At 65.0% G+C, this 26617-nt stretch carries 29 protein-coding genes and 1 tRNA gene; 18 read left to right on the plus strand and 12 right to left on the minus strand.

From position 1 onward, the window contains the following. Positions 1 to 48 precede the first annotated feature (48 nt). Positions 49 to 738 (minus strand): HAD family hydrolase, encoded by a 690-nt coding sequence (locus CAL19_RS04120; protein WP_094796091.1) that lies wholly within the window; start codon positions 736 to 738, stop codon positions 49 to 51. 170 nt (positions 739 to 908) lie between these two features. Between CAL19_RS04120 and CAL19_RS04125 the strand changes: the two genes are divergently transcribed. Next, positions 909 to 993 (plus strand) — tRNA-Leu (locus tag CAL19_RS04125). Between the two features lie 140 nt (positions 994 to 1133). On the opposite strand, the gene CAL19_RS04130 is transcribed toward CAL19_RS04125, so the two are convergent. Further along, positions 1134 to 1445 (minus strand): hypothetical protein, encoded by a 312-nt coding sequence (locus CAL19_RS04130; RefSeq protein WP_212589886.1) that lies wholly within the window; start codon positions 1443 to 1445, stop codon positions 1134 to 1136. Positions 1446 to 2167: 722 nt separating this feature from the next. Here CAL19_RS04130 and CAL19_RS04135 point away from each other — a divergent pair. Then, positions 2168 to 2380, plus strand: coding sequence for a hypothetical protein (locus tag CAL19_RS04135; RefSeq protein ID WP_026638375.1), 213 nt, complete (start codon positions 2168 to 2170; stop codon positions 2378 to 2380). Between the two features lie 93 nt (positions 2381 to 2473). Here CAL19_RS04135 and CAL19_RS04140 read toward each other — a convergent pair whose 3' ends face one another. Continuing rightward, a complete protein-coding gene (locus tag CAL19_RS04140) occupies positions 2474 to 2998 on the minus strand; it encodes a hypothetical protein (protein WP_212589887.1) in 525 nt (174 codons plus the stop codon). Positions 2999 to 3317: 319 nt separating this feature from the next. Between CAL19_RS04140 and CAL19_RS04145 the strand changes: the two genes are divergently transcribed. Beyond that, positions 3318 to 3545, plus strand: a complete 228-nt coding sequence (locus CAL19_RS04145; protein WP_170940283.1) for a hypothetical protein — start codon at positions 3318 to 3320, stop codon at positions 3543 to 3545. A gap of 71 nt (positions 3546 to 3616) precedes the next feature. Here the strand turns inward: CAL19_RS04145 and CAL19_RS04150 are convergent, their stop codons facing one another. Then, positions 3617 to 3943 (minus strand): DUF2007 domain-containing protein, encoded by a 327-nt coding sequence (locus CAL19_RS04150; RefSeq protein WP_026638374.1) that lies wholly within the window; start codon positions 3941 to 3943, stop codon positions 3617 to 3619. 145 nt (positions 3944 to 4088) lie between these two features. On the opposite strand from CAL19_RS04150, the gene CAL19_RS04155 reads away from it, so the two are divergent. Continuing rightward, positions 4089 to 4739 carry a DsbA family oxidoreductase gene (locus tag CAL19_RS04155; protein WP_170941498.1) on the plus strand — a complete coding sequence of 217 codons (651 nt, stop codon included), beginning with the start codon at positions 4089 to 4091 and terminating at the stop codon, positions 4737 to 4739. 21 nt (positions 4740 to 4760) lie between these two features. Here the strand turns inward: CAL19_RS04155 and CAL19_RS04160 are convergent, their stop codons facing one another. From CAL19_RS04160 to CAL19_RS04170, 3 genes are all read right to left on the minus strand, one after another. Then, on the minus strand, positions 4761 to 5288 hold the full coding sequence (locus tag CAL19_RS04160; RefSeq protein ID WP_026638372.1) for an ureidoglycolate lyase: 528 nt from the start codon (positions 5286 to 5288) through the stop codon (positions 4761 to 4763). Between the two features lie 467 nt (positions 5289 to 5755). Continuing rightward, positions 5756 to 6928, minus strand: a complete 1173-nt coding sequence (locus tag CAL19_RS04165; RefSeq protein ID WP_094796395.1) for a thiolase — start codon at positions 6926 to 6928, stop codon at positions 5756 to 5758. Continuing rightward, positions 6928 to 7326 carry a Zn-ribbon domain-containing OB-fold protein gene (locus CAL19_RS04170; protein WP_094796093.1) on the minus strand — a complete coding sequence of 133 codons (399 nt, stop codon included), beginning with the start codon at positions 7324 to 7326 and terminating at the stop codon, positions 6928 to 6930. The genes CAL19_RS04165 and CAL19_RS04170 overlap by 1 nt, the downstream gene beginning before the upstream one ends. A gap of 265 nt (positions 7327 to 7591) precedes the next feature. On the opposite strand from CAL19_RS04170, the gene CAL19_RS04175 reads away from it, so the two are divergent. The 3 genes from CAL19_RS04175 to CAL19_RS04185 all read left to right on the plus strand — a co-directional run bounded on the left by CAL19_RS04175 (position 7592) and on the right by CAL19_RS04185 (position 9813). Beyond that, positions 7592 to 8152 (plus strand): cytochrome b, encoded by a 561-nt coding sequence (locus CAL19_RS04175; protein WP_094796094.1) that lies wholly within the window; start codon positions 7592 to 7594, stop codon positions 8150 to 8152. A 95-nt stretch (positions 8153 to 8247) separates the two neighbouring features. After that, on the plus strand, positions 8248 to 9159 hold the full coding sequence (locus tag CAL19_RS04180) for a manganese catalase family protein (protein ID WP_094796095.1): 912 nt from the start codon (positions 8248 to 8250) through the stop codon (positions 9157 to 9159). Positions 9160 to 9312: 153 nt separating this feature from the next. Next, on the plus strand, positions 9313 to 9813 hold the full coding sequence (locus CAL19_RS04185; protein ID WP_026638366.1) for a ferritin-like domain-containing protein: 501 nt from the start codon (positions 9313 to 9315) through the stop codon (positions 9811 to 9813). 76 nt (positions 9814 to 9889) lie between these two features. Here CAL19_RS04185 and CAL19_RS04190 read toward each other — a convergent pair whose 3' ends face one another. Beyond that, positions 9890 to 11284, minus strand: coding sequence for an APC family permease (locus tag CAL19_RS04190; RefSeq protein ID WP_026640236.1), 1395 nt, complete (start codon positions 11282 to 11284; stop codon positions 9890 to 9892). 281 nt (positions 11285 to 11565) lie between these two features. Between CAL19_RS04190 and CAL19_RS04195 the strand changes: the two genes are divergently transcribed. Further along, positions 11566 to 12225, plus strand: a complete 660-nt coding sequence (locus CAL19_RS04195) for a DUF4142 domain-containing protein (RefSeq protein ID WP_231494585.1) — start codon at positions 11566 to 11568, stop codon at positions 12223 to 12225. Between the two features lie 43 nt (positions 12226 to 12268). Here the strand turns inward: CAL19_RS04195 and CAL19_RS04200 are convergent, their stop codons facing one another. The 4 genes from CAL19_RS04200 to CAL19_RS04215 form a co-directional block, all read right to left on the minus strand. After that, positions 12269 to 13228, minus strand: coding sequence for an NAD(P)-dependent oxidoreductase (locus CAL19_RS04200; RefSeq protein WP_141214356.1), 960 nt, complete (start codon positions 13226 to 13228; stop codon positions 12269 to 12271). After that, positions 13213 to 14004: an SDR family oxidoreductase gene (locus tag CAL19_RS04205; protein WP_094796096.1), complete on the minus strand. Its 792-nt coding sequence runs from the start codon at positions 14002 to 14004 to the stop codon at positions 13213 to 13215. The genes CAL19_RS04200 and CAL19_RS04205 overlap by 16 nt, the downstream gene beginning before the upstream one ends. After that, positions 14005 to 14817: an N-acyl homoserine lactonase family protein gene (locus tag CAL19_RS04210; RefSeq protein ID WP_094796097.1), complete on the minus strand. Its 813-nt coding sequence runs from the start codon at positions 14815 to 14817 to the stop codon at positions 14005 to 14007. It abuts the gene before it with no gap. A 132-nt stretch (positions 14818 to 14949) separates the two neighbouring features. Next, positions 14950 to 15648 carry a GntR family transcriptional regulator gene (locus CAL19_RS04215; protein ID WP_026640240.1) on the minus strand — a complete coding sequence of 233 codons (699 nt, stop codon included), beginning with the start codon at positions 15646 to 15648 and terminating at the stop codon, positions 14950 to 14952. A 254-nt stretch (positions 15649 to 15902) separates the two neighbouring features. Here CAL19_RS04215 and CAL19_RS04220 point away from each other — a divergent pair, with 254 nt between their 5' ends. The 10 genes from CAL19_RS04220 to CAL19_RS04265 all read left to right on the plus strand — a co-directional run bounded on the left by CAL19_RS04220 (position 15903) and on the right by CAL19_RS04265 (position 26613). Beyond that, a complete protein-coding gene (locus CAL19_RS04220) occupies positions 15903 to 17303 on the plus strand; it encodes an MmgE/PrpD family protein (RefSeq protein ID WP_094796098.1) in 1401 nt (466 codons plus the stop codon). Between the two features lie 13 nt (positions 17304 to 17316). Then, positions 17317 to 18315 carry a tripartite tricarboxylate transporter substrate binding protein gene (locus CAL19_RS04225; protein ID WP_249276247.1) on the plus strand — a complete coding sequence of 333 codons (999 nt, stop codon included), beginning with the start codon at positions 17317 to 17319 and terminating at the stop codon, positions 18313 to 18315. An 18-nt stretch (positions 18316 to 18333) separates the two neighbouring features. After that, positions 18334 to 19077 carry an SDR family NAD(P)-dependent oxidoreductase gene (locus CAL19_RS04230; RefSeq protein WP_026640243.1) on the plus strand — a complete coding sequence of 248 codons (744 nt, stop codon included), beginning with the start codon at positions 18334 to 18336 and terminating at the stop codon, positions 19075 to 19077. 19 nt (positions 19078 to 19096) lie between these two features. Continuing rightward, positions 19097 to 20452 (plus strand): MmgE/PrpD family protein, encoded by a 1356-nt coding sequence (locus CAL19_RS04235; RefSeq protein WP_249276248.1) that lies wholly within the window; start codon positions 19097 to 19099, stop codon positions 20450 to 20452. A gap of 23 nt (positions 20453 to 20475) precedes the next feature. Further along, positions 20476 to 21438 (plus strand): branched-chain amino acid ABC transporter permease, encoded by a 963-nt coding sequence (locus CAL19_RS04240; protein WP_170940285.1) that lies wholly within the window; start codon positions 20476 to 20478, stop codon positions 21436 to 21438. An 8-nt stretch (positions 21439 to 21446) separates the two neighbouring features. Then, the gene (locus CAL19_RS04245) at positions 21447 to 23243 is read left to right on the plus strand and encodes a branched-chain amino acid ABC transporter ATP-binding protein/permease (protein WP_249276249.1); all 1797 of its coding nucleotides are present in this window, start codon (positions 21447 to 21449) and stop codon (positions 23241 to 23243) included. Next, positions 23233 to 23943, plus strand: coding sequence for an ABC transporter ATP-binding protein (locus CAL19_RS04250; RefSeq protein WP_094796101.1), 711 nt, complete (start codon positions 23233 to 23235; stop codon positions 23941 to 23943). The genes CAL19_RS04245 and CAL19_RS04250 overlap by 11 nt, the downstream gene beginning before the upstream one ends. A gap of 42 nt (positions 23944 to 23985) precedes the next feature. Next, entirely contained in the window at positions 23986 to 25209 is a 1224-nt protein-coding gene (locus tag CAL19_RS04255) for an ABC transporter substrate-binding protein (protein ID WP_094796102.1), read from the plus strand. A gap of 104 nt (positions 25210 to 25313) precedes the next feature. Beyond that, positions 25314 to 25709, plus strand: a complete 396-nt coding sequence (locus CAL19_RS04260; RefSeq protein WP_094796103.1) for a carboxymuconolactone decarboxylase family protein — start codon at positions 25314 to 25316, stop codon at positions 25707 to 25709. 10 nt (positions 25710 to 25719) lie between these two features. Further along, positions 25720 to 26613, plus strand: a complete 894-nt coding sequence (locus tag CAL19_RS04265) for an NAD(P)-dependent oxidoreductase (RefSeq protein ID WP_094796104.1) — start codon at positions 25720 to 25722, stop codon at positions 26611 to 26613. Positions 26614 to 26617 lie beyond the last annotated feature (4 nt).

Here is a 26617-nt window from a genome sequence, read left to right on the forward strand (position 1 = left end):
AAAACCCGCAGTGCCGTAGGGCGCTGCGGGTTTTTTCGTGCCGGTGTTTCACGCCGCCGCGTGTTCCGCGGCCAGCAAGCCCGGCAGGTCGTGCATGTCGTGGAAGACGTGCGCCACGCCCGCCTGCAGCAAGGCCTGGGTGCTGTCATGGCCCGGGCCGCCCGGGCTATAGCCGAACACGGTGGCTCCGGCAGCCACGCCCGCAGTGGCCCCCGTGACGGTATCTTCGATCACCGCACAGCGCTGCGGGTCCACGCCCAGCGCCTGCGCCGCAGCCCGATACACATCGGGCGCAGGCTTGTTGTTCGCCAGCGCCTGGCCGCTGAAGTAGCGCCCCACGAAGTACTCGTACAGCCCGATCTTGCGCAGCTGCAGCTCGATCTTGGGAAAATCCGCGCCGGACGCCACCGCGATGCGTCCGTCCAGCAACTGGTGCAGCGCGCGCACTGCCTGCGGCGCCCCGTCGATGGCCTGCACATCTGTTTCCAGCTCGCGGTTGCGCCGCGCACGGAACTGATCCAGCCAGTCGGGTGTAATGGCATAGCCGGTGCGCGCCTGGATCAAGGGAGCCTCGTCGCTTACCGTCTTGCCCACAAAGATGCGCAGCGCGTCTTCCGGCGTAAGCGACCATCCCAGCTCGCCCAGCATGGCTGCCAGCACACGGGCCGTAATGGGTTCGGAATCGACCAGCACGCCATCGCAGTCAAACAGCACGGCGTCGAAACGTAAAACAGTCATGGGGGTGTCTGCAAAAAGTCACAATCCGGCCAGTGTAAAGGGCCGACGATTCAGCCAAGTAGCCATTGCAGTGAATGGCCCGGGGGATCATGGTACAATTTTGGACTTTGCTGGAACAGCTAAACAAGGCCGTTCCGGCCAGCAGGCGCCTGGTGCGCCTGGCATGCCCAGCCGACGTGGTGGAATTGGTAGACACGCTATCTTGAGGGGGTAGTGGCGAAAGCTGTGCGAGTTCGAGTCTCGCCGTCGGCACCAAAAAGCAGTATCAGGCAGTACACGGTACAGAACGCATCAGACCCGCGAATCTCCCAGTGAGGCGCGGGTTTTTTGTTGGCCGCGCGTCTTGTCGCCCGATTCCAAACGTCGGGCCTGGGACTGTGGCTATAGGTCGTGTACTAAGCATCAAGCACCGTTTCCCGATCTGGCTTGGCTCTGCTGCCGCGCCGAAAATTCTCGTCGTTTTTGCAGTAGGCGAGTGCATCACGTACGATCCCGGCCAGGCGATACAGATCTTCCGGTTTCTTGAGCAGGATCTGTCCATTTCGACCGAGCTCCAAACCTGCTCGTTGGGCTTCGAGTTGATGAGCGTCGGGGATGGGTTCGATAAACTGGATGGAAGGGCGGCGCTTATCTCCCCAGAACCTGAGCAACCATCGGTTCGATTTTCCGTCCAAAATCACCGAAAAATAGGTCTCGGTATCTCGCATCGACAGGTTTTCGCCAGGAAGAATATCGGTGCATATCTCGTGCAGACGCCGTTCTTCTGCCGTCGTGACGATCTTTTCGTTGTCCGGGTCGATAATCGGCGCGTCGTCATCTGGCGCAACTTCTACGGGTGGAACTTCCGATGCGTTGTCCGTTCGTGATTCTCAATGACAATGTACGGTGCCAGCCTTCCTGTCCATGTGGCAGCATTTTCCCGGAGGCGAATCTTTACGGCACCCGCCGCCATGAGAGTAGGCGTGAAATGGCAAGAGTAGGGCGGTGGCCAATACAGTGGCGATGGCTATGGCAGTTTTGCTCATGGACTGTCTCCGTTGAGCCGGGAATGGACGTTCGCTCCTCGCGGGATGGAACGGGGAGCGTCTGAAGGGGGCCTTGGCACGGCCCCGACTCGCTGGCCTGTACACCTGCCCTATGCACATTCAGTTAAATTCAGTCGTATTTAGGAGCATATGCTGCCCCAGTCTGCTTGCGCGATCAACCACGGGTCTACCCGTACGGTTGATGATACGCAGTCCGGTTTGCAGGGACCGAGCTCATTCGAACTGCAAGCGTCAAAATAACGAAACTCGCGCGGCGAAGCGCGTACACACGGCAAGCAGAGCGCAGGACCCTTCGCGTCGATGTGGGTAGTGAAGTATAATTTCAATAATAGAAACATATAGCATGATTTGCGTCGGGACCGGTGTTCCCGGGGAGCACAGCGATGAACTATCTACTCGAGAACATCAACACGAGCATCGCCCGTGCGGCCGAGCTGACGACGGACCCCGCCATGCTGCGGGTGCTGAAAACCATCAAGCAGCAGGTCGGCGAGCTGGCCCGGGCGGCGGATGACGCGAGCCAGGCCCGCCCGTCGGCCGCGGCTTCGCGCGTGGCGTCCGAACCGGTGGGGTCGCAAGCCACCACGCGTAAATAGCCGCCCGCGGCGCCGCCTTTCGCCGGCACAGTGCTCGCCGGTGTCGCCAAGCCGGTCGCCTGAGTGCCGCGCCCCGGTTGATATTCGACGTTGCTATATGCCTTGCGACGCGCCGTCGTGTTGCGGGGCGTCGGGGTGGGCGCGCATGGATTGCGGCGCATCTTGCGGGTTTGCCGGCATGCCTTGATCGGTGGTGGCGGCCGGGGTATCGGGTTTGGGGGGCTCCAGGGTGGTGGTTTGCCCCATGTGTACGGTGATCAGCGACGGGTATTCGTACGCCGCCCCGGTTCCCATATCGACCGCTGCGCCGATGATGCCGCCAAATAGGATGTTGCCGAACGCCATGCCTTTGGTGGCTGACTTTACCGTGACGATGCCCGGCTCCAGATCCTGTTTTTTGCAGGTGACAGCCAGGTCTTCGTAGCCGCGCGATATCGGCACGGTGCCCGGCGTGGTGACATACCAGGTTCCCTTGTTGCTTACGATTTCGCACATGGCGCCGACCACCTGGTCTGTGTCGTTGAGCGCGCGGACGGAGACGGTTTGATCGGCGCCGCCGACGATGGACGCGCACCCGGGCAGCGCGGCGCTCAGGGCCAGGATCAGCAGTAGTCTCATTGTGTGTTGTTCCTTTGAACCGGATGGACGGGCGAAACGCCTTGGCTGCAAGCCCGCCGCAGATCCCGCAGCGGAGGGTTGAGGGTTTACACCAAAAGCTGCCGGTGTGGGCGCCTGGCCTCGCGTCTGCTTGCAGGTTATCAATCGCTACTAAGAACCAGACTACGGCGCACGGGCCATATTGCGTGTTTACTCGGGCTTTTCGGTGCGGGGGGGGCGAGTGATCGACGGTCGAACCAGGCGATGCGGCTCGCGGGCGGGTTGCCAGCAATCCGGTCATGACCCACAATGGCTGTGCCTCTACGTCGACCAGGTACCCATGTCTCTTCGAATGTATTTCCGCTGCGGTGCGGCGCTGTGTGTGGCGGCATTGACTGCCGCCTGTTCCAGCAGCCCGGGAACGTCCTCGCGCTTGTTCAACGAATGCACCTGGAATCGCAGTGCGTGCATGTATGAAGGCTCTTATGAGCCTGATGAAGAAGCCTATGCCGAGGAAGAGGCGCGTCGACTGAACAAGAGCCAGTCGATCAGGCTGCGGTCGAACTGATGATGACCTGAGCACGCGCCTTCGGGTGCGGGGGCGGCCGCTCATGGCGCTACGCGTGCCGTGACCGAAGGTCAGCCTTGGGAGTCGGCGGGCCGCGAAGCGCCGCATTGCCAGCAGGTCGAAAACTGCGGTTCGAGCCATTCGCCGCAGTCGCCGCAAAACCAGTGCGGGCGCGTGCGCCAGGCGTCGTCGACCTGGCCTTCGATGATGCGCAGGGCGGCGGCCTTGTCGCCTTCGCTTTCGAGCCACAGGTCGGGGCCGCATTGGTCCACGGGGATTTCCCCGGCTCCGCCCTGCAGGTATCGGCCGGTAAGGTGGCAGGCGATGCCGGCCTGTTGCAGTAGGTTGGCCCAGTGCTGCCCCAGCAGCAGGTCGGGTGCGCGGGTGAGCCGTATCATCGTAGCCTCCGGATCCAGGGTGGTTTGATCATAACGTCATGGGAACCCGCTGCGGCGTGCGCGGCGGCGGGCGTACACTGGACTGAACGATGGGGTGACGCCAGCCGCCGTTACCGCTGTCGCACCGCTTTGCCGGGGAGTGATGATGAAAAGTATCAAGATCGATTTTGTGTCCGACGTGGCGTGCCCGTGGTGCGCGGTGGGGCTGGGAGGGCTGCTTGAGGCTATAGAGCGCATCGGGCCCGCGGCCGAGTTTCGCATCGCGATGCAGCCGTTCGAGCTGAATCCGGATATGCCCAAGGGCGGCCAGAATACCGGCGAGCGGCTGATGAAAAAGTACGGGTTTGACTATAAGCGCCTGCAAGAGAACCGCAAGGTGATTGCGCAACGTGCGGCTGCCGTGGACATGCCCATGAACCAGACGGACGACAGCCGTTCTTACAACACCTTTGACGCGCACCGGCTGCTTTATTGGGCCGGCACCCTGGGGCAGGCCGAGCAGCTTGCCCTGAAGCGCAGCCTGTTGAAAACCTACCATTTCGACAATCTGGATACCGGCGAGACGGCCGTGCTGGTCAAGGCGGCGCAAGACGCCGGACTGGACGGCGATGCCGCCCGCGAGACGCTGGAAGCCGGGCGCTACGCCGACGAGGTTCGCGCCGAGCAGGCCAAATGGCGGCAACTGGGTATTACCTCGGTGCCGTCGGTGATCATCGACGACAAATACCTGGTCTCGGGCGGGCAGCCGCCCGAAGTTTTCGAGCAGGCCTTGCGGCAGGTGGCTGCCGAAGGCTGAAACGGGCGCAGTTGCGCCGCGCTATGCGTGGGGCGCGATTTCCCAGTTTGTGAGCGCGATGTTTGCCAGCGCGCTTTCGTGGGCGGGGGCGCCGTCGCGCAGATGGGCAACCAGGTCTTGCGTGGTGGACTGCCGCGTCAGCATCAGGCAGGTGACGGGTGCGTCGGGCACGCGGGTGGCGTGCCAGATGCCGGGCGCCATGCATAGGCCCATGCCCGGCTGCACGGCAAAAGCCGCAAGGGTGCCCAGGTCGGGCATGCCGGCCGGCGTGCCGCGTGCCACGATATGGACGACCGGCCCGGTAAGCGGCACGATGGCCTGTTGCGTGCGCAGATGCACTTCTAGTTGGGTAACAGGCCCGGTGTTGCGATAGTTGACCCACAGGACTTCCGCTTTGCCGCCGTGTCCGGGATCGAACAGGTGTTCGTGCCAGAAATCGGTGGTGGGGTGCGTATAGGCGGGAATGGCCGGATCGGCAGGGAACGCCTTGCCCAGCATCCACCCGTAAGGAGCAAAGGCATCGGCAGTGATAGGCAGGGCGCGCAGCATAAAAAAACCAGGTGATGCAATTGTGCCCGATTAAACCTCATTCGTGCGCCGCCGGCCAGTGCGGCCGCGGCCGGCCATGCTGCCTAGCTTTTGCGCAGGCGATGCACGGCGGATAACACCGTTGATGCATGCCCGTACGGTTTTACGCGTAGTTCTTGCATATACAGGCGCAGTGCAAGTTCGGCGGCCGAAACCTCCGCCGGGTCGCGCGTGGGGAGGGCGGCGCCGGCTGCCGGCACGCGGCGCGGCGGCCGCTTGGCAGCCCGGCTGTCTGGCCGATTCGGCCGCCTGGAAGATAGGCCCATGAGAGCTCCTTGGTGTCGGCCGTAGCGGCGCGATTCGGAACATCTTACGGGCCGTTATTGCGCCCTTTTATTCCGTCCGGGTGCAACAGATGAAAAATAAGCAATATCTGAATCAGTTGCTCCGTGCCGGAGGGGCGTTGTCGTGCCGTTTGCCCACGTCGTTTACAGAGTGTCTGCCGTTCCCAGAATGGCGGTGGACTGGCTGGACAGCGTGCCGCCATTGCCGTGAACCAGGGCGGTGCGGGCATTGGCGACCTGGCGGTCGCCGCATTGGCCACGCAACTGGCGCACTGCTTCGATGGTGATGAATATGCCGTACATGCCCGGATGCACGCAGGACAGGCCGCCGCCGTTGGTGTTGACGGGCAGGCGGCCGCCTGGCGCAATGGCGCCGCCGCTCACAAAGGCGCCGCCTTCACCCTTCTTGCAAAAGCCCAGGTCTTCCAGGAAAAGAATGGGATTGATGGTGAAGGCGTCGTAAAGCTCGACGACGTCGATGTCCTGGGGGCGCAGGCCGGCCATGGCATAGGCGGCGGCGCCGGATTGAGTGGCGGCCGTGACGGTCAGGTCGTCCATGGACGATATCTGCCGGTTCCAGCACGCGGTTGCGCCGCCCAGCACGTAGACGGGCGGGTGGGGCAGGTCGCGGGCGCGGTCGGCGCGCACCAGCACGTAGGCGCCCGCGCCGTCGGTTACCAGGCAGCTGTCGCGCACCGTAAGGGGATCGGACACCATGCGCGAATTGAGTACGTCTTCGATGCTGAGCGGGTCGCGCATGAAGGCTTCCGGATTCAACTGCGCCCACTTGCGGGCGGCAACGGCGACTTCGGCCAGTTGTTCGCGCGTGGTGCCGTATTGATGCATGTGCCGCGCGGCAGCCAGTGCATACGAACTCAGCGGGTTCAACGCGTGGTAGGGCGCCTCGTACGGTTGAGGGTCGAGTTTGCGGCGCGCGTTGCCGATCTCGGCGCGGTTCAGCGTGGCGGTGCGCTGGGTGCTGCCATAGCAGACCAGCACCGCGTTGCATTGGCCGCTGGCAAGCGCCTGCAGGGCGGGCATCAGGTGCGCCACGAAGCTCGACCCGCCCAGCATCGTGCTGTCGATGAAGCTGGGCCGTATGCCCAGGTGTTCGATGACGGGCATGGCCCACATGCTGGCGGTGACGCTGGCGGTTGCCAGGCCGTCGATGTCCTGCATGGTCAGGCCGGCGTCGGCGACGGCGCGATGTGCGGCCTGCACCAGGATTTCCATGTCGGTATAGCGGTGCGCTTCGCCCAGGCCGGCATGGCCCACGCCGGCGATGGCGGCAACGCCGCGCAGATCGGTCAGGGCCATCATGCGCGCCCTCCGGCCTGCCTGAAAACGACCGTCTTCTCGCCGTCTATGTCGGCGACGTCGGCCTGTACCGCCATGCCGATGGACACCGCGTCTGGGGCGATGCCTTGCACGCGCGACATCAGGCGCACGCCTTCTTCAAGATCGATAAGCGCGACGTTATAGTCGCCGCCCTGTTCGGGCCTGCGCCGTACGACGGTGGTGGAATACACCGTGCCCTTGCCGGATGGCGTGGCCCACGCCAGTTGGTCGGAGCCGCAGTGCGGGCACACCATGCGCGGGTAGAAGACGGCGCGCGCGCAGGCCTGGCAACGCTGGATCTGGAACTGGCCCTTTGCAAGCTGGTCGCGGTAGTGCTTTTCCGGGCCTGCGGGCGGCGCGGACATGGATTCGGACATGGGATGGGGCTCTCTCTGTTGCGAACCGGCTGATTTTGCGACGATCACCGCCGCCATGCCACTCTTGATTGGCTTAGGGGGGCTTTTGCTGCGATTAACAGGGCAGGGCGCACCGGCCGGCCCGGATGACGCCATGTGGACCTTTCAGTGTGTTTCAATCCGGCGCTCTGCGCACTTTTCCGGTTCCCGCGATTGCGGGCAGTCAAATCGCTGATCGGCGTCCCGGGCCAACATCGTCCCGGTTACCTTTCACCGGAGTACTTTGATGAGCACAGCCGCCCCCTCGACCTGTTATGACTCGCAACAAGGCTACGGACGTGTCTCCCGCGTCCTGCACTGGAGCATGGTTGCGCTGTTCGCGTGGCAGTTCGCCAGCTCGGCCCTGCATGCCTGGGATCGCGAGGCCGCCGTTTCGAAATGGTTCTGGTCATCGCATGTTTCTCTGGGCGTGACCCTGCTGGTGTTGGCCGCATTGCGCGCCTTGTGGGCACTGTTGAATCTGCGGCGCAGGCCGCCAGCCGGGGCAGGAGCGGCCGGAAGGCTGGCGCGCCTTGGCCATGCCGGTCTGTACACGCTCATGATGGCGGTGCCTGTCCTCGCGCTGGCGCGCTCGTATGGCCGAGGCAAAGGCCTGGCCGTGTTCGGCATGCCCCTGTTCGAGGCCACCGGCCGCGAACAGCCCGCCCTGGTTGCCATGGGCAACGCGCTGCACGGCTGGCTGGGGTGGGCGCTGCTGGCAATGGCGTGCGGCCATGTCTTCATGGTTTGGCTGCACCATTATGTGTGGCGCGATGGTACGGCCGCGCGGATGCTGTGCCGCCGCTGAACGCCGCCGCCCCCTGGCCGGCCCCCCGCGGGTATGGCAATTGCGAAGCGCCGCTGGCCCGCCTTTGCGGGCAACTCACTCAGCGGGAGACTCCTATGTTTGCGCATAACAAACGCTTGCAATACACCGTACGGGTACGCGAAAGCAATCCGGGCCTGGCCAATCTGCTGCTCGAGCAGTTCGGCGGACCGCAGGGCGAACTCGCGGCTGCGTGTCGCTACTTTACCCAGGCCCTGGGCGAAGACGATCCGGGCCGCAAGGACATGTTGTTGGATATTGCCACTGAAGAACTCAGCCACCTGGAAGTGATCGGCACGCTGGTTGCGATGCTGAACAAGGGCGCCAAGGGCAAGCTGGCCGAAGGCGTTGACGCCGAGGCAGACCTTTATCGCAGCCTGCATGGCGCGGGTAACGACTCGCATGTGACCCAGGTGCTTTATGGCGGCGGGCCTGCCCTGATCAACTCGGCAGGCCAGCTCTGGAACGCCGGATACATCGACACCATAGGCGAACCGTCGGCCGACCTGCGCTCGAACATTGCAGCCGAAGCGCGCGCCAAGATCGTGTACGAACGGCTGATCAATGTCACCGACGACCCCGGCGTGAAAGAGGCGCTGGGTTTCCTGATGACGCGCGAAGTGGCGCATCAGTTGTCATTCGAGAAGGCGCTGTACTCCATGCAGCCCAACTTTCCGCCGGGCAAGCTGCCCGGAGACCCGCGTTTCGCCCGCACCTACTTTGACATGTCCCAGGGTGAAGGCGATATGCGCGGCTCGTGGAACAGCGACGCCAACTTCGATGTGGTCTCCGACCGCGATCAGCAGTGCGCGGTGGATGGAGGAGACGGCCTGGCCAACGTCGGTCTTTCCCGAGAAGAACTCGAAGCCTTGCAAGCCATGGCAGCCCGCACGACATCGCAGCCTGATGCCGACCCCATGACGGGCGCCGATCTGGGTAGCGGCGTGGACGGAACCCAGCCCAAGCCCAAGTCCCGGCAAAAGCGCTGACGGCAGGGGCCGCAGCCGTCGCGGCCGGGCGTCCTGACGGGCGGCGGCCGTATGGTGTATGCAGCAAGAGCGGCTTGACGGGGGTGATACATCCGCAGGTATAGGGTTTGCTGTACCAAGGTCTCGCATCCACCGTATTTCATGGAGACCTTCATGGCTGCCAAGACTCTGCAAGACCTGTTTATTCACGAACTGTCGGACATCTACAGTGCCGAGAAACAGCTGGCCCGGGCACTGCCCAGGCTTGCCCGCGCCGCGACCAATCCCAAACTGGCCGAAGCCTTCCAGCTGCACCTGGAAGAAACCCACGGCCAGATTGAACGCATCGATCAAGTGGTAGAGCTTTGCGACATCAAGCTCAAGCGCATCAAGTGCGCGGCCATGGAAGGCCTGGTGGAAGAAGGCAAGGAAGTTATCGAGGAAATCGACAAGGGGCCCGTCCTGGACGCCGCGTTGATTGCGGCGGCCCAGAAGGTGGAGCATTACGAAATTGCAAGCTATGGCACCTTGTGCACGTTCGCACGGCGGGCCGGCTTTAAAGAGGCGGAAAAACTGCTGTACCAGACGCTGCAGGAAGAAAAATCGACCGACGATAAACTGACCAAGCTGGCTGAAAGCGAGGCCAACCCCGAAGCGCAGCAGAAAAGCAAGTAATGTCTGCTGGAAAGATCCGGCCGGCGCGGTGCGATAAGCACGGCGCCGGCCGAATGCTTTGCCAGGGCCCCGCCGCTCAGTCGTCGGTGAGGTGTTCGGGATCCAGGCGCGGGGCTTCTTTGCGGTGCACCAGCAAGGTCAGGCCCCACATGACGACACCCAGGGCCAGCAGCCACCCGGCCACCTGGTACTGAATCGTGTCGCGGCCCGTCATGGGAGTTACCAGGAACAGGCAGGCGGCAGCCCCCAGGCACGCCACCACGCTGTTGGTGCGGAAGTGCTCGTGCTGGACCTTGTCGCGGCGCAGCACCAGTACGGCGACGTTGACGAACGCGAATACGCCCAGCAACAGCAGCGCCGTGGTGCCGCCCAGGGCGCTGATGGCCTGGGAGTTGCTGGCCGACACCAGAATAATGAGGCCGAGCGCCAGCGCGGTGGTAAACAGGATGGATGCCCACGGCGTGCGGGTGCGCTCGTGCACGTACGACAGGAACTTGGGCAGCACGCCCTGGCGCGACATGCCGTATAGCAGCCGGCTGGCCATCATCATGTTGATCAATGCCGAGTTGGCCACGGCGAACATCGAGATGACCGGCATCACGGTTTCCATCGGCAGGTTCGGCGCTGCCCGCTGGACCACCAGCACCAGCGGCGTGGAGCTGGCGGCGAGCTCGCCGACGGGAATCAGCGCCACTGCGCAGATGGACACCAGCACGTAGATCAGCGCGGTAATGCCCAGGCCCGTAAGCATAACCTTGGGAAAGATGCGGTGCGGCGAATGGGTTTCCTCGGCCATGTTTACCGAGTCTTCGAACCCCACCATTGCAAAAAACGCCAGGGCGGTGGCCGACGTGATGGCCAGGAACACGCTCTTGTTCTCGGGCGTTTCAAAGGCCACCACGCGCGAGAAATCTGCCTTGCCATCGCTGATGGCATACAAGCCCAGGACGATTACCAGCAGCAGGCCGCTGAGCTCGACCAGGGTCAGCACGACGTTGGTCTTTACGCTTTCGGACGCACCGCGGAAATTGACGATCATGACGAGCAGGATGAAACCCAGCGCGCCCATCGTGACGGTCATGGGGCTGGCGTCCATGCCGAGCGCCACGAACAGGTTGGCCGAGAACGCACGCGAGGCCGTGGCGGCCGACGTAAGGCCGGAACACATGACCGTGAAGCAGACGATGAACGTCAGGAAGTGCACGCCGAAGGCTTTGTGCACGTACAGCGCCGCGCCGGCCGCGCGAGGGTATTTGGTGACAAGCTCGAGATAGGAAAAAGCGGTCAGCAGGGCCACCAGAAACGCCACCAGGAACGGCGCCCACGCCGCGCCGCCTACTTCGGCGGCCACTTGACCGGTCAGGGCGTATATGCCCGTGCCCAGGATATCGCCCACGATGAACAGCAACAGCAGCTTCGGCCCCATGACCCGCTTAAGGGGAGTGTGGTCCAGGCTGTCCTGGTTAGACATGCTTTTCTCCTCTCTGGTTTTCGTACGGAGGCAAGTATGTGCCAGGAGGGCGGTTTAGTCGTCCGCCACTGTGTCACCGATCTTAACGAGAGTTTTCATTAAGGCGCGCCTGGACGGGCGGCCGCCGGCGGCAGCCGGACGGCAACAGCCGCGGGTCTTGGCCGGCAGACCCGGGCAAGACGCCCGGGGCGGGTACGCCATTTGCTGTACCGCAGGCACACCTTCCGGCTCCACGCAAGCCGACAACCCACAGGCGCGAAACGCGTCGCAACGGAGGCCTTATGAAACTACGCACACTGACACTTTGCATGATGGCGGCCGGCAGCATGCTGGCGGCCAGCACCGGCATGGCGCAACCTCAACCGACCACGCCGGCTCCGGCGACCCAGGGCGCGGCGCAGCAGGAACGCCAGGACCAGGCGCAACAGAATGCCGCCGAGCAGCGGGCCGACCAGGCGTCGGCGCAGCAGGACGCCAAGGACCAGCTCGATGGCGACGATGAGGATTTTCTTGAAAACGCCGCGCAGTCCGGCGCCGCCGAAATAGAGGGCAGCAAGATGGCCCAGGAAAAGGCCAAGAATCCGGATGTGAAGGCGTTTGCCGACAAGATGATCCAGGACCACACCAAGGTCAGTGAAGAACTTGCCGCCCTGGCCAAGAGCAAAGGCTACACGCCGCCCACCGAGCCGTCCATGCTGATGAAGGCCAAGCTCAAGACGCTGAGTCTGACCGACGACGGTTTTGACGAAATGTATGTGGATCACATCGGCGTGGCCGCCCACGAAGATGCGGTGAAGCTCTTCGAGGAGGCCGCCAAGGACGCCAAGGATCCGGAAATCAAGGCCTTTGCCGAGAAGACGCTGCCGGCCTTGCAGGAGCACCTGAAGATGGCGCAGACCCTTCAGCAGCAGGTGAAGGAGCGCAAGGAAGCCAAGAACTGACCGTGCTTGGTTTGCCGGGCACCCAGCGGCCGCGTACCGGCTTTCAGGCCGGGCCGGCCGCTTTGCCTCGCACTTCCACGCCCGCATCGGCCTCGATATAGCGCATGATTTCGGTCATGTCGGCCTGTTCGCCGAACTTGTCGCGGGTGGCGTTGAGCAACTGGCGCACGGCGTCGCCCACTCGCAGCGGCACGCCCAGCCTTTCGCCGGTTTCCATGCAAAGCCGTACGTCCTTGGCCGACAGGCCGATGGCAAATCCGAAATCGAAGCTGCGGCTGAGCACGTACTTGGGGATCTTGTCTTCGGATGCGTTGCTGCGGCCAGATCCGGCGTTGATGACCTGGACCATGATGTCGGGGTCGAGGCCGGCCTTGACGCCCAGCGCGAGGGTTTCGGAGGTGATGGCCAGCGCCGTGACTGATATCAGGTTGTTGATCACCTTCATCGTCTGCGCCATGCCGGGCCGCGCACCTACGTACAGCGGTCGGCCCAGGACTTCAAGCACGGGCAGCGCCGCCTGGTAGGCATCGTCCGCGCCCGATGCCATCAGGGCCAGGGTGCCGCGCTGCGCGCCGGCCACGCCGCCGCTGACCGGGCAGTCTATCGTTGCGATGCCGCGTTGCGCCAGGCCGGCGGCCAGTTCTTCGGCTGCCTGGGGGCCCGATGTGGACAGGTCGATCACCGTCCTGACCGCTGCGCCATGTACCAGCCCGTTTTCTCCCAGGCCGACATCGATCACGACCTGCGGCAGGGGCAGGGAAAGCAGCACGGTGTGCGCCGCGTCTGCCACCTCGCGCGGGCTTGCGGCAATGCGCGCGCCTTCGGCCGCCAGCGGCGCCATGGCCGGCCCGCTGGGATCGTACACGGTCACGTCGTATCCGGCGCGAAGCAGGCGGGCGGCCATGGGCGCGCCCATGCGGCCGATTCCGATGAACCCCAGGGTGTCTTTGCGTTCAGTGTTCATGATAGCCACGTAGGAAGGTTGGGTCAGGTGGCGGTCCATCCGCCGTCGATAGGGAGTACGGCGCCGGTAATATCGGCGCCTGCGTCGCTGCACAAGAAGCCGATCAGCGCGGCGACGTGCTGCATCGCCACGAAGCGGCCGGTAGGCTGGCGGGCGGCCAGGTAATCATGGCGCGCCTGTTGCTCGGTAATGCCTTGCTCGCTGGCGATAGCCGCGATGCGCGCCGTAATGGCAGGTGTGGGAACGGTGCCCGGCGCGACGGCATTGCAGGTAATGCCATGGGGCGCCGTTTCTACCGCCAGGGCACGGCTCAGGCCGATGAGCGCCGTCTTGGTGGTGATATAGCCCACCCGGTCCGGCGTCGCGCCCGCTCCGTACACCGACGAGATGTTGATGATCCGGCCCCAGCCCTTGGCCCGCATGCCGGGGATGCACAGGCGGGCAAGGTGGAAAGGCGCCGACAGGTTCACGGCCAGCGCCTCGTCCCAATCGCGGCGGGGCAGCGCGTGGGCGGGGTGGAAGTGGCGCACCACGGCATTGTTGACGACGATATCCACGCCATCCGCGGCTCGTTGCGCGTTGGCCGCCATGGCTTCGATCTGGTCGACATCGTTGAGGTCCGCGGCGTAGAAAAGCACGTCGGCGCCCTGGCGCGCCAGGCTGTCGCGGGCCTGCCGCGCCGTGTCGTCGTCACGCAGCGCGTGCAGGATGATGCGCGCTCCGGACTTTGCCAGCTCTGCGGCAATGGCCAGGCCCAGGCCGGCGGTCGATCCGGTGACCAGCGCGCAGCGTCCGCGCAACGAAGGCTCGCTCATTCAGGTTGCCCGGGGCGGCACGTCGAGCCGTACCGCCTTGCCTTCCAGCTCGGGGCTGGGCGCGGGGTAACGCAGCATCACCTGGGGATCGTGGCCGGGCACGATATGGGCCTCGCTGTCGGCCAGCTCCTGCACGGCGCGGTGCCCTTCGAGCATGTCGCCCACGTTGTAAACGGCAGGAAAGGGAATGCCATGGCCGATGTTGCCATACAGGTGAGTCGCATCGGACGCCAGAACCACCCACCCGCGCCGCGTCCATACCCGCACGACCTGCAGGCCCGCCGTGTGGCCGCCCACCAGGTGCAGCGAAAGTCCGGGCGCCAGTTCGGCCGGCCCCTGGTGAAACGTCACGCGGCCCGCGTACAGCTTGCGCACGAACGACACGACGTCTTCCACGTAGTAGGGGTGGCGCAGCGTGCCGTGACACATGCAGCGGCCGGTGGCGTAGGCGGACTCTGCTTCCTGCACATGGAAAGTGGCTGCCGGAAAATCGTTCAGCGTGCCGGCATGGTCGTAGTGCAGATGCGTGATGATGACGTTGCGCACCTGGGCCGCGTCAATACCCAGAAGCGCCAGCCCGTCGACAGGGCGCTGCAATAGTTCGCGGCCGCGCTGGCGGGCCGAGTCTTCGTCGAAGCCGGTGTCGACCACGTAGATTTCGTCGCCGCGACGCGCCACCCAGATGTAGTAGTCGAGATCGGAGTCGGCGTCGTGGAAGTCGACGCTGCCCAGGTAGTTGTCGGCGGGGCTGCGGCCGCCGTGGCGCGCATAGCGCACCGCATAGACCTCGAATGGGGCAGGTTGTGGGGTCAAGATTTGTCTCCTGGTGGCGGCTGCCGGACAATGGGCGCCGCCGTCTATGTTGGTAGGATTGTATTATAGTATTAGCGAAAAAAGCAAAGCCCGGCAGCGCGGGGCATGCCGGGCCTGTGGGGTCGCGAGCCGTTATTCGGCTGTAGCCTGGGTTTCGCGCAGGATCTTGATGGCTACGCGGGCAGCGTTGCGCACGTGCAGGCTGCCGGCCTTGCGCGCAGCCCGGCCGTCGCGGGCCGCCAGCGCGTCGAGCAGCGCGCCCAGTTCGGCCAGGCTTTTCTTGGCGCGGCCCGGCGCCTGCATGGACGTAGATCGCAGCAGCATGACGCGCGAGTTCAGCAGGCGCAATGTCGTGGTCAGCGCTTCATTGCCGGCACCGTCGAGCAGCTGTTGGTAGAAGTGGTTCTTGGCCGCCAGCTGTTCAAGCGAGCCGCCGTGCGAGAAGGCCCGCTTGAGCGCCTGGAAGGCGGCCTGCAACGCCTTGAGCTGCTCTTCGGTGGCGCGCTCGGCAAACAGCTGGCAGGCCAGGCCTTCGAGTTCTTCGCGCACTTGGTAAATGCCTTCGGCCTGCTCGGGCAGCAGGCGGTCGACCACCGGGCCGCGGTGCGGAATGACGTGGATGAGGCCTTCGGATTCAAGCTGGCGCAGGGCTTCGCGCACCAGCGTGCGGCTGACGCCTGTCATCTCGCAGAGTTCGCGTTCGGGCAGGCGTTCGCCTGGCTGAAAGCGGCCCACCAGGATGGCGTTGCGAATGCTCTCGGTCACACTGTGGCGCAGCACTGATGCGGCGCGGGGAACTTTGAAATCGGCAGGGAGCTCGGCGGCGTTCATGCGATGGCAGGCAATGTTGCGGGCGGAATCAGTCTACAGGCTTGGGGCATTTTAGCGGTACTTCCTGTGGGGTCGGGCAGAGACGAACAACCGGGTGCGTCGATTCGCCGTGGCGCCAACCGTATCGGCTGAAAAAAAACGATTATTCAATCATACAATCTGTTTATAATACCGAAAACGCGCCAGTGGAAATAAACCCGCCCAGGCGCGGCAAAAACGCCACGGGGTACACGTGGCCAAGGAGACAACGCAACATGCAGGCAGGCGGATCGGCTGGTGTTTCGCGCGCGCTGGCGGAGTTCGTCGGGGCGTGCCGCTGGGAAGATATTCCGGGCGCGGTGCGTCGCGAGGCTCATCGCGCGCTGTTGAACTATTTTGCTGTGGCCCTGGCGGGCGCGGCCGACCCCACTCTGGATATCGCCGTGCAGGTCTACGGCCGTTTCGCGGCCGGGCGGCAGGCCTCTCTGGTCGGGCGCGCCGAGCGCACGGACGTACTCAATGCCGCGGCCCTGAACGCCATGGCAGCGAATGTGTACGACTACGACGACACGCATTCCCCCACCATTATTCATCCCACGGCGCCGGTTGCCGCGCCGCTGTTCGCGCTGGCGCAGGCGCGGCCCATGCGCGGCGACGAACTGTTGCTGGCCCTGGTGCTGGGCATAGAGGCGGAGTGCCGCATTGGCCTGGCGGTGTCTCCTGGCCATTACGCGCGCGGCTGGCACATTACGTCGACATGCGGTGTGTTCGGCTCCGCCATGGCGGCCGGCAAGCGCCTGGGCCTGTCGGCGACGGCACTGGTGTGGGCGCTGGGCTGCGCGTCGGCACAGGCGGGCGGCCTGGTGGAAACGCTGGGCACCATGTCCAAGAGCGCCAGTGTGGGCAATGCCGCCCGCAACGGGCTGTTGGCCGCGTTGTTGGCACAACAGGGCTTCGCCGGGCCGGATGCGCCGCTGGAAGGGCCGCGCGGATTCCTGTCCGTGATGGGCGAGCCGCCGCAGCCGGACGCCATCACGCGAGATCTGGGGCTCGATTGGCAGCTGCTGCGCAATACCTATAAGCCATACCCGTGCGGCGTGGTGCTGAATCCGGTGATCGATGCCTGCCTGGCGCTGGCAGGCGACGCGCGCGTGGCTGACGCGGGGCTGGCCTGTATCGAACGCATCACGCTCACGGGACACCCGTTGTTGCGTCAGCGCACCGACCGGCCGGGCGTGACGACGGGGCGCGCTTCGCAAGTCAGCGCCCAGCATGCCGTGGCTGTGACCCTGGCGCGCGGCCGCGCCGGCCTGGAGGAGTTCAGTGATGCGGCGGCGGGCGAGCCCATGCTGCGCGATCTGGGCGCCAAGGTCGAGTTCCGCGACGACGCCGGATATTCCGTGGACGCCGCGCAGGTGCAACTGACATGGCGCGATGGGCGGCAGTTGACGCGCCGCGTGGATGCCGCGCGCGGGTCGCAGGCCCGGCCGCTTTCGGACGACGAGCTTGAAGACAAGCTGCTGGCGCTGGCGGGGGGCTGCCGGCCCGGCTGGGACGCCAGGCCGCTGATCGATGCATTGTGGACGCTGGAGACCGCGCCGGACGCGGCGCAGGTGATGGCTTTGGCGGCACAGGCGGCAACGCCGGCAGGCGGCGGCCGGGATCGAGACTGCTGATGGAAGGGGCGGCATGCCGCCCTTGCAAACCACACAACGAGGAGAAAAGACGATGCGGCGTTATTACTTTCGCGTGGCGGCGGCGGCCCTGGCCGGGCTGGCGATGTCCGCGGCGGCACGGGCGGATTTTCCCGACAAGCCGTTGCGGATTGTGGTGCCGTTCGCCGCTGGCGGCGGCGTCGATGCGCTGACGCGGCCTTTTGCCCAGGAGCTCGGCAAGGTGCTGGGCCAGACCGTCGTGGTGGAAAACAAGCCCAGTGCCACAGGCCAGACCGGCGCGGCAGAAGTGGCGCGCGCCGCGCCCGACGGCTACACGCTGCTGCTGAGTTCGGCCGCATTCGGCACGACGCCGGCGTTCTACCCGCAAGCGCCCTACGACCCGATCAAGGATTTCACCCCCATCACGATCGTGGCGGCCGCGCCGCAGGTCGTGGTGACGAACAAGAACTTCAAGGCCAGGAATATCGATGAGCTGGTGCGCATGGTCAAGGCGGGTGAGCAGGTCAACGTCGCGCTCAGCGGTATTACCGGCATGCAGGCGCTGGCCACGGAGATGATTGCCGCGCAGGCGGGCATCACGTTTACCAAGGTGCCCTACAAGGGCGCGGGAGCCGCTTTCAAAGACCTGATCAGCGGAGAAGTCGACGTGATGATAGACAACCCGGCGTCGTCGCTGCCCCATGTGCGCGCAGGCAACCTGAATCTGATCGCGACCACAGGCCCCAGGCGCATGTCCACGGCCCCGGACACGCCCACCGTTGCGGAAACCCTGCCCGGCGTCCAGGCGCGCAACTGGTTCATTCTGGCTGCGCCGGCCGGCACGCCGGCGCCCGTCATCGATGCGCTTAGCCGCGCCGCCATCCAGGTGGCCAATGGCCCCGTGATGCAGCGCTTCTTCGAACGCGACGGCACTGAAGTGGTGGCCAATTCGCCGCAGCAAGCCGGGCAGTACCTGAGCGAGGAAATCGCCAGGTGGGGAAAGATCGTCAAGGAACGCAACCTGCAGCCCTGACCGGGCACGGAGCACGACATGGGAAGACTGGAAGGAAAGATCGCGGTGGTGACCGGCGCCGCCGGCGGCATAGGAAAGGCCATCGCGCTGGCGTATTCGCGTGAGGGCGCCACCGTAGGAATGCTGGACAACAACGCTGCCCTGCTGCAAGAGGCCGTGGCAGCGGTACCCGGCGCCAGTGCGCTGACTTGCGATGTGGCCGACAGGGCGGCCGTGCAAGCCGCTATCGATGGCTACGCTGCGCAGTCCGGCGGGCTGGATATCCTTGTCAACAACGCCGCCTATTTCTACTACGGCTTGCTGACCGACATGCCCGAGCCCGTGGTCGACAAGATGATCGACGTCGGGCTCAAGGGCGCATTGTGGTGCCTGCAGGCCGCCACGCCGCACCTGGCGGCGCGGGGCGGCGGGTCGGTCATCAACCTGTCTTCCGTGGCCGTATCGGTGGCCATCAAGAACGCGGCAGTCTACAGCTGCATCAAGGGCGCGCTGGATACGCTGACGCGCCAGCAGGCGGTGGAGCTGGGGCCGCGGGGCATACGCGTCAATGCATTGGCTCCCGGGCCGGTGGAGACGCCGGGGGCGAGCTCGGTTATCGATGCGCAAGGCTGGGAAGCGCGGCGCGCCCGGACGCCGCTGCGCCGGCTGGCCGAGGCGGACGACATCGGCGCGGCCGCGGTGTTCCTGGCGTCGGACGAGGCCGTGTCGGTCGCGGGCGTCACGCTCAAGATCGATGGCGCCATGACGGTGATGGGCTACTGAGGCGAGGGCGGACCGGCACATGGAACAGAACACGATGCACGGTTCGAGCGCGGCCGCCAGGCTGGCGCGCGACGGGCTGGCGGCGCGCCAGTTCGGCGCCCCGACGCTCGCCCATGCCAAGCGCTGCCTGCTGGATTACTTGTCGTGCGCATTCGAGGCGCTGCCCTTGCCCTGGAGCGAGCAGGCCGCCGCGCTGGCGCCGGCCGCGCAGGGGGGAGCGCATGTGATCGGCCGCGCGGGGCCCCGGCAACCCGATGCGGCCGCCTTCGCCAATGCGGTGGCCGGGCATGGCCTGGTGCGTGAAGACATGCACGCGGGCAGCGTGGCCCACCTGGGGGTGGTGGTCTGGCCCATGGTGTTTGCGGTGGCCCAGCAGCGTGGCGTATCCGGCGCGCAGGCGCTGGACGCCGCCATTGTGGGCTATGAAACCGGCGCTCGCCTGGGCCGGGCGGTCATCACCCCGGACCTGGCGCGCTTGTTCCGGCCTACCGGACTGGTTGGGCCGTTTGCCGCCGCCATGGCGGGCGCGCGCCTGCATGGCTTCGATGAAGCTCGCACCCTGTACGCGCTCGCCCTGGCGGGAAATTGCTGCGCGGGCCTGAATCAATGGGCGCATACCGGCGGCAGCGAAATGTATTTTCATCCGGGTTTCGCGGTGCGCAACGCGTGGACTTGCCTGCAACTGGCCGCCGGCGGTGCGCAGGCTTCGGCTTCCATCCTGGAGGGCGAGGCGGGTTTTTTCCAGGCGTATGCGCGCGCGCCCATGCCGGCCGGCATTGCCTTGTTCGCCGACGGATCGGCGGAAATCGACCATGTGTTCAACAAGCCGGCGCCCGCCTGCAATTTTGCCCAGTCGCCTTGCCAGGCGGCGCTGCGCGCCGCGTGCGAGGCGGGGCGGCGGCGTATTGCATCGGTGCGCATCGAAACCACGCATGCCGCGGTGCGCTATCCGGGGTGCGCGGCCACAGGGCCTTTCGAGCACGCGCTGCAGGCCAAGATGAGCATTCCGTTCGGCGTGGCAGCCACGCTGGCGACGGGCGTGATTGCCGAAGACAACTACCGGCGCCTGGACGACCCCGAGATCGCGCGCTTGATCGCCGCAACCGAACTGTGCGCCGACGCCGAGTACACCGCGGCATTTCCCGCCAGGCAGGGCGCGCGCGTCACGCTGCTGCTGGAAGACGGTTCCCGCATATCCGGCGCGCTGGATGACGTGGTGGCGGCGGACGATGCCCTGATCCGTCAGCGCTTCCGGCAAGCGGCGCAAGCCGTGCTTGGCGCCGACACGGCAGCCCGCATCGAAGACCTGGTGGATCGCTATGAGCGGGTCGCGGATGCCGGAGAGTTGCCGCGCCTGTGCGCGGCGGCGGCCTGATCCCATTCTCGTAAGGAACCTTCATGACAGAACTACAAATCCATCTGGAAGCCTTCCTGCAATCGCTGGCCGCCGGTGTGCTGGTGGGCGGCATCTATGGCCTGATGTGTGTGGGGTTGGCGATGATCTTCGGGATCATGCGCGTCATCAACTTCGCGCAGGGCGATTTCATGATGCTGGGCATGTACATCACCTATTTCTTCTTCATGCTGCTGGCGGGACACGGGATGGCGGGCTCGGTGGCGAATCCCTACATCTCCATGCTGCTGGCGATGCCGGTGATGTACTGCGTCGGCTATCTGGTGCATCGCATGCTGATATCGCGCGTGACGGGTGGGCGGACAGCCAGCCTGGAAGGCGAAGGCCATTACGCGCAGCTGATCCTGACGCTGGGCATCGCGCTGGTGCTGCAGAACGGCGCCATGATGCTGTTCGGCCCCGAACTGGAATCGGTGCGCACGCCCTTGTCCAGCAGCGCCTGGGAGATCGGCCCGTTGTGGGGTGACTTCGTCAGCATTTTCGTCAACAAGGGGCGCGGCATTGCCGCGCTGATATCGGCGGCGGCCATCGTGGCGCTGGCGCTGGCGGTGGGCCACAGCCGCCTGGGCAAGTCATTGCGCGCGGCGGCCGACAATCCGGTAGCCGCTTCGTACATGGGCATCGACGTGGACGGCGCGTATCGCGTCGCCTTCGCGCTGGGCACCTGCATTACGGCCCTGGCCGGCGGGCTGCTGGCCACCAACTACCCGTTCCATCCTTTCGTGGGGCTGGAGTTTGTCATCGTGATGTACGCCGGCGTGGTGCTGGGCGGCATCGGCAGCATCGTGGGCGCGTTCTGGGGCGGCATGGTCATCGGCCTGGTGCAGCAACTGTCCAGCCTGGTGCTGCCCACACAATTGCAGAACGCCGCGATCTTCGTGTTCTTTCTGCTGATCGTCATCCTTCGGCCGCAAGGGTTCTTCGGCCGCGTTGCGGAGCGGACCTGATGAAATCCATGCGCACCTTACTGATCATGCTGGCTGCCGCGGCCGTTTATCTCGGCGCCGCGCTGCTGGTCGACAACTCGTATCACCAGCTGATTTTTACGCTGGTGCTGGTATGGGCCTGCTTTGGCCTGTCCTGGAACATGCTCAGCGGCTATACCGGCCTGGTGTCGTTTGGCCACGCCGCCTTCTTCGGCCTGGGCGCGTATGCCGCCGTGCTGGGCCAGATATACCTGGGCCTGTCGCCCTGGCTGATGATTCCGGTTTCGGCATTGATAGGCGCCGCGGCCGGGCTGCTGGTGGGCATACCCACGTTCCGTCTGCGCGGCCACTATTTCGCGCTGGCGATGCTGGCCTACCCGCTGGCACTGTTGTATGTATTCGAGTGGCTGGGCTACCAGGAAGTCACCTTCCCCATGGTGCGCGACAACCCCGCCCGCTACATGCAGTTTTCCAATCCCTGGCTGTATACCGTTGTGGCCATGGTGATGCTGCTGCTGTTCGTGCAGCTGACGCGCTACGTCGAGCGCACGCGTTTTGGCATGGCGCTGATCGCCATCAAGCAGAACGAAGCGGCGGCCGAGGCGGCGGGCATCGATACGCTGCGCTGGAAACTCAAGGCGATTGCGCTCAGCGGAGCCATCGCAGGAGCCACAGGCGCCTTCTATGCCGTCGTGCTGCTGGTGGTGACGCCGGTGTCGGTCTTCGGCATGCTGGTGTCGGCCCAGGCGCTGACGGTGTCCATGTTCGGCGGGGTGGGCACGGTATGGGGGCCCATCATCGGGGCGGCCATCCTGATTCCCCTGGGCGAGATACTGCATGCCGAGCTCGGCGCGGCTTATCCCGGCATCCAGGGCGTGATCCTGGGCGTTGCCATCATTGCCGTCATCCTGGCCGCGCCCGAGGGCGTGTACTGGAAAACGCGCGACTTGCTGCGGCGCCGCGGCGCCTTGCCGCCGCCGGCCGCAGCGCCGGACGGCGATGCCGCCCTGCCGCCGGACAGCGCCGAGGCGGTATCGTCCGTGCCCAATATCGCGCCGGGCATGCGCCCCGGGGGGGCGCAGCAAGGCGGAGAGCTGATTCTGGATGTGCAGGGCCTGTCGCGAAGTTTCGGCGGCCTGAAGGCCGTGCACAACGTCAGTTTCCAGGTGCGCAAGGGAATGATCCTGGGCATCATCGGCCCCAACGGAGCGGGCAAGACCACGCTGTTCAATCTGTTGAACGGGTTCCTGAAGCCGGACGCCGGACGCGTGGTGTTCAAGGGCGTCGACATGGCCGGCCGGAAACCGCACGTACTTTGCGCAGCCGGGGTGGGGCGCACCTTCCAGGTAATGCGGCCTTTCATGCGGCTGACGGTTGCGCAGAACGTCAAGATCGGCGCGTATGTCAAGGCGCGCAACGAGGCCGAGGCCGACGCGCTGGCGGTGCAGGCCATCGAACGCGTGGGGCTGTCCGACTGCGCCGACCGGGTGGCGTCGGTGCTGACGACGCGCCAGCTGCGCCTGATGGAACTGGCCCGCGCCATGGCCGGGCAGCCCGAACTGCTGCTGCTGGACGAAACTCTCGCCGGCCTGGGGCAGGGCGAAGTCGATGATGTGGTGCGCGCCATACGCGAACTGTCCGCGCAAGGCGTGACCATCGTCATCATCGAGCACACCATGCAGGCGATGGTCCGGCTGGTTGACGAGTTTGTCGTGCTGGACCACGGCGAAGTGCTGGCCGTTGGAGATCCGCAGGCCATTACGCAGGACACCCGTGTCGTCGAAGCCTACCTGGGCAAAAAATGGAGCAAGAAAAATGCTGCTTGAGATCGACAACCTGGTGGCGGGATATTCGGCGTTGCCGGTTCTGAACGGCGTGTCGGTGGCGGTGCGCGAAGGCGATTTCGTATCCATCGTGGGGCCCAACGGCGCGGGCAAAAGCACGCTGTTCAGGACCATATCCGGCACGGTATCGACCATGTCGGGCGCCATCCGCTATGACGGCCGGGACTTGCTGTCCGTGCCGGTATCGCAGCGTGCGCACCTGGGCATTGCGCACGTGCCGGAAGGACGTCAGGTATTCGCATCGATGACGGTACTCGAAAACCTGGAAATGGGCGCCTACACCGCGTCAGGCCGGCGCGACTGGGCGCACAACCTGGCCCGCATCTATGAATGGTTTCCCGTGCTCAAGCAGCGTGCGCGCCAGCTGGCCGGCACGCTGTCGGGCGGGGAACAGCAAATGGTGGCCATCGGCCGCGGCCTGGCGTCTTCGCCGCGGCTGCTGATGCTGGACGAGCCATCAATGGGATTGTCGCCGGCGATCGCGGATTTCATCTTCGAGCGCCTGATCGACATACGCAGGGAAGCCCGGCTGACCATCCTGCTGGTAGAGCAGAGGGTGGCCGAAGCCTTGCAGTTCGCCGACCACGGCTACGTGCTTGAAACGGGGCGCGTCGTACTGGAAGGCACCCATGAAACGTTGCAGGCGGACGACCGTGTCCGTCGCGCGTACCTCGGCATGTAAGCCCATACGAACAGCCGCGCAAGCGGACGAGAGGAGACAACCATGAGAATGCGATCGATCAAGAACCTGGGGCTGGCGGCGGGCATGGCCAGCCTGTTGGCGGTAGGCGCCCCTGCCATCGCGGCCGAACCGCCGCCCGTCAGCGTGGGCCTGATCGCCCCGATGTCGGGCATCTACGCGCGACCCGGCCAGGTGATGCGCATGGGCGCCGAGATGGCCGTGAAAGATATCAATGACCAGGGCGGCATCAAGGCCCTGGGCGGCGCCAAGCTGAAGCTGGTGGTGGTGGATTCGGGCGATTCGACGGAAAAGGCAAAGAGCGCGGCCCAGCGCATGGTCGCCGACTTTCCGGACCTGGTGGCCGGAACGGGGGCCTACCTGAGTTCGTTCACGCTGGCCGTCACCGAGGTGACCGAACGCGCCAAGCTGCCGATGCTGACTCTGTCGTATTCCGACCAGATCACGGCGCGCGGTTTCAAGTACATCTTCCAGACGTCCGCCACTGCCGGCCGCCAGGCCGACCTGGCGCTGCCGATGATCCTGGACCTGGCCGAAAAGGCGTCCGGCAAGCGTCCCAAGACGGTAGCCATTCTTACCGACAACACCGCCGCATCGCTGTCATCGGTAAAGGCCATGAAAGACGGCCTGCTGGAAAAGAACAAGCTGGAACTGGTCGTGGATGAAACCTTCACGCCGCCACTGTCGGATGCATCTTCGCTGATCCAGCGCGTGCGCTCGCGGCGTCCCGACCTGGTGTTCTTCCTGCCCACCGTGATTTCGGACGCCAAGCTCATTCTCGAAAAAATGAACGAGACCAATGTGCGCGTGCCCGTGATCTCGTTCGGCATCGCCATTGCCGAGCCGGACGTGCTCAATACGGTGAGCCCGAAGCTGATCAACGGCGTCATGTCGGCCGTGGCCAACTGGGGCGCCAAGGGGCAGGAGGCGCTGATCAAGCGCATGAAAGACGAATACAACGAGCCCTGGATGACCCAGAACGCGATATCCACCTATGGCGACATGTGGATCATCAAGGCAGCGCTGGAGAAGGCCGGCAAGGCCGACCGGGAATCGGTGGCGCAGGCGATGCGCACGCTGGATGAAGGCAAGACGCCGTATTTCCCGGGCGGCGAGCTGAAGTTCGACGAAGCCGGACATCGCGTCGGCGCCACGCTGACGGTCATCCAGTGGCAGAACGGCGTGCCGGTGACGGTGTTCCCGGAAGATGTCGCGATAGCCGAGCCCATCTGGCCAGGCCAGAAGTGACCGCCGGTGCGGCGTGGCGGGCGAGCCGCCATGCCGCTGCGGCAAAATAGTGATATTGTATTATTGTATTCTGGCTACACCACGCAGCATATAAAGGAATCAGCATGGAACATTCCAATCAGTTCGAAAAGGGCCTGGAGAACCGCAAGAAGGTGCTGGGCGCCGCGCACGTCGAAAAAGCCTGGGCTGCGGCGGACGATTTCAACCGGCCCATGCAAAAACTGGTCACTGAGTATTGTTGGGGCGAGATATGGGGTGATCCCACCCTGCCGTTCAAGACCCGCAGCATGCTGAACCTGGCCATGCTGACCGCCATGAGCCAGCACCACGAGCTGGCTTCCCACGTCAAGGGAGCGTTGCAGAACGGCGTGACCAAAGACGAGATCCGCGCAGTGCTGATGCAGGCATCGGTGTACTGCGGCGTGCCGTTGGCGCTGGCCGCTTTCCGCGTGGCCACGCAGGCGATCAACGCCCATGAGGCGGAAGCTGGACGGGCCTAGGAAGATCGCCATGGCGCAACAGGATAGAGTGGGGTTCATCGGGCTGGGCAACATGGGCGGACGCATGGCGCGCCGCCTGGTCGACGCCGGAATTGCCGTATGCGGCTACGACACGGACGCCGCCCGGGCGAGCGCAGCGGGGGCGCAGCCCGCGGCGACGCTGCGCGCAGCGGTCGAATCCGCCGACGTGGTGCTGCTTTCTTTGCCGGACAGCCGCGTGGTCGAAGCGGTAGTAGAAGGGCCGGACGGCATACTTGCTGCGTGCCGTGCCGGCCAGGTAGTGGTGGACCTGAGCACCGCGGCGGCCAGTTCCACCCGGCGCCTGGCCGGCTTGTTTGCCGACAGGGGCGTGCAGTTTGTCGACGCGGGCGTATCGGGCGGGGCGGCCGCGGCAGAGCAGGGCAAGCTGACGCTCATGGTCGGCGGCGATGCCGACACCGTCCGGTCGCTGCAATGGGCATTTGCGCCGATCAGCAGCAAGGTGCTGCACATGGGGGAAACCGGAGCCGGGCACGCCACCAAACTGCTGAACAATTTTCTCAATGCCATCAGCCTGGCGGCCACGGCGGAAGTCATGGTGGCGGGCAAGAAGGCCGGGCTGGATTTGCATCGCCTGCTGGACGTCTTGAACAGCAGCAGCGGCGTCAATTTCGCCACGCTCAACCGTTTTCCTCATATTGTGGATGGCAATTATCTGGAAGGCGGCTTGACCAGCAAGCTCATGACGAAAGACATCGTGCTGTATGTGGACCTGGTTCGCGAGCTGGGCGTGGCGTCGCTTAACGCGTCGGGGCCGCTGGCGAGCTTCGGCCTGGCCACGGCGCTGGGATACGGCGATCAGATCAGTAATCGTGTCGTGGATGCCATCGGGGATGTGAGCGGTGGCGTCCGCCTGAAAACTTGAAAGG

The organism is Bordetella genomosp. 7 (assembly GCF_002261265.1).
In the GTDB taxonomy this organism is placed as follows: Bacteria; Pseudomonadota; Gammaproteobacteria; order Burkholderiales; family Burkholderiaceae_B; genus Bordetella_A.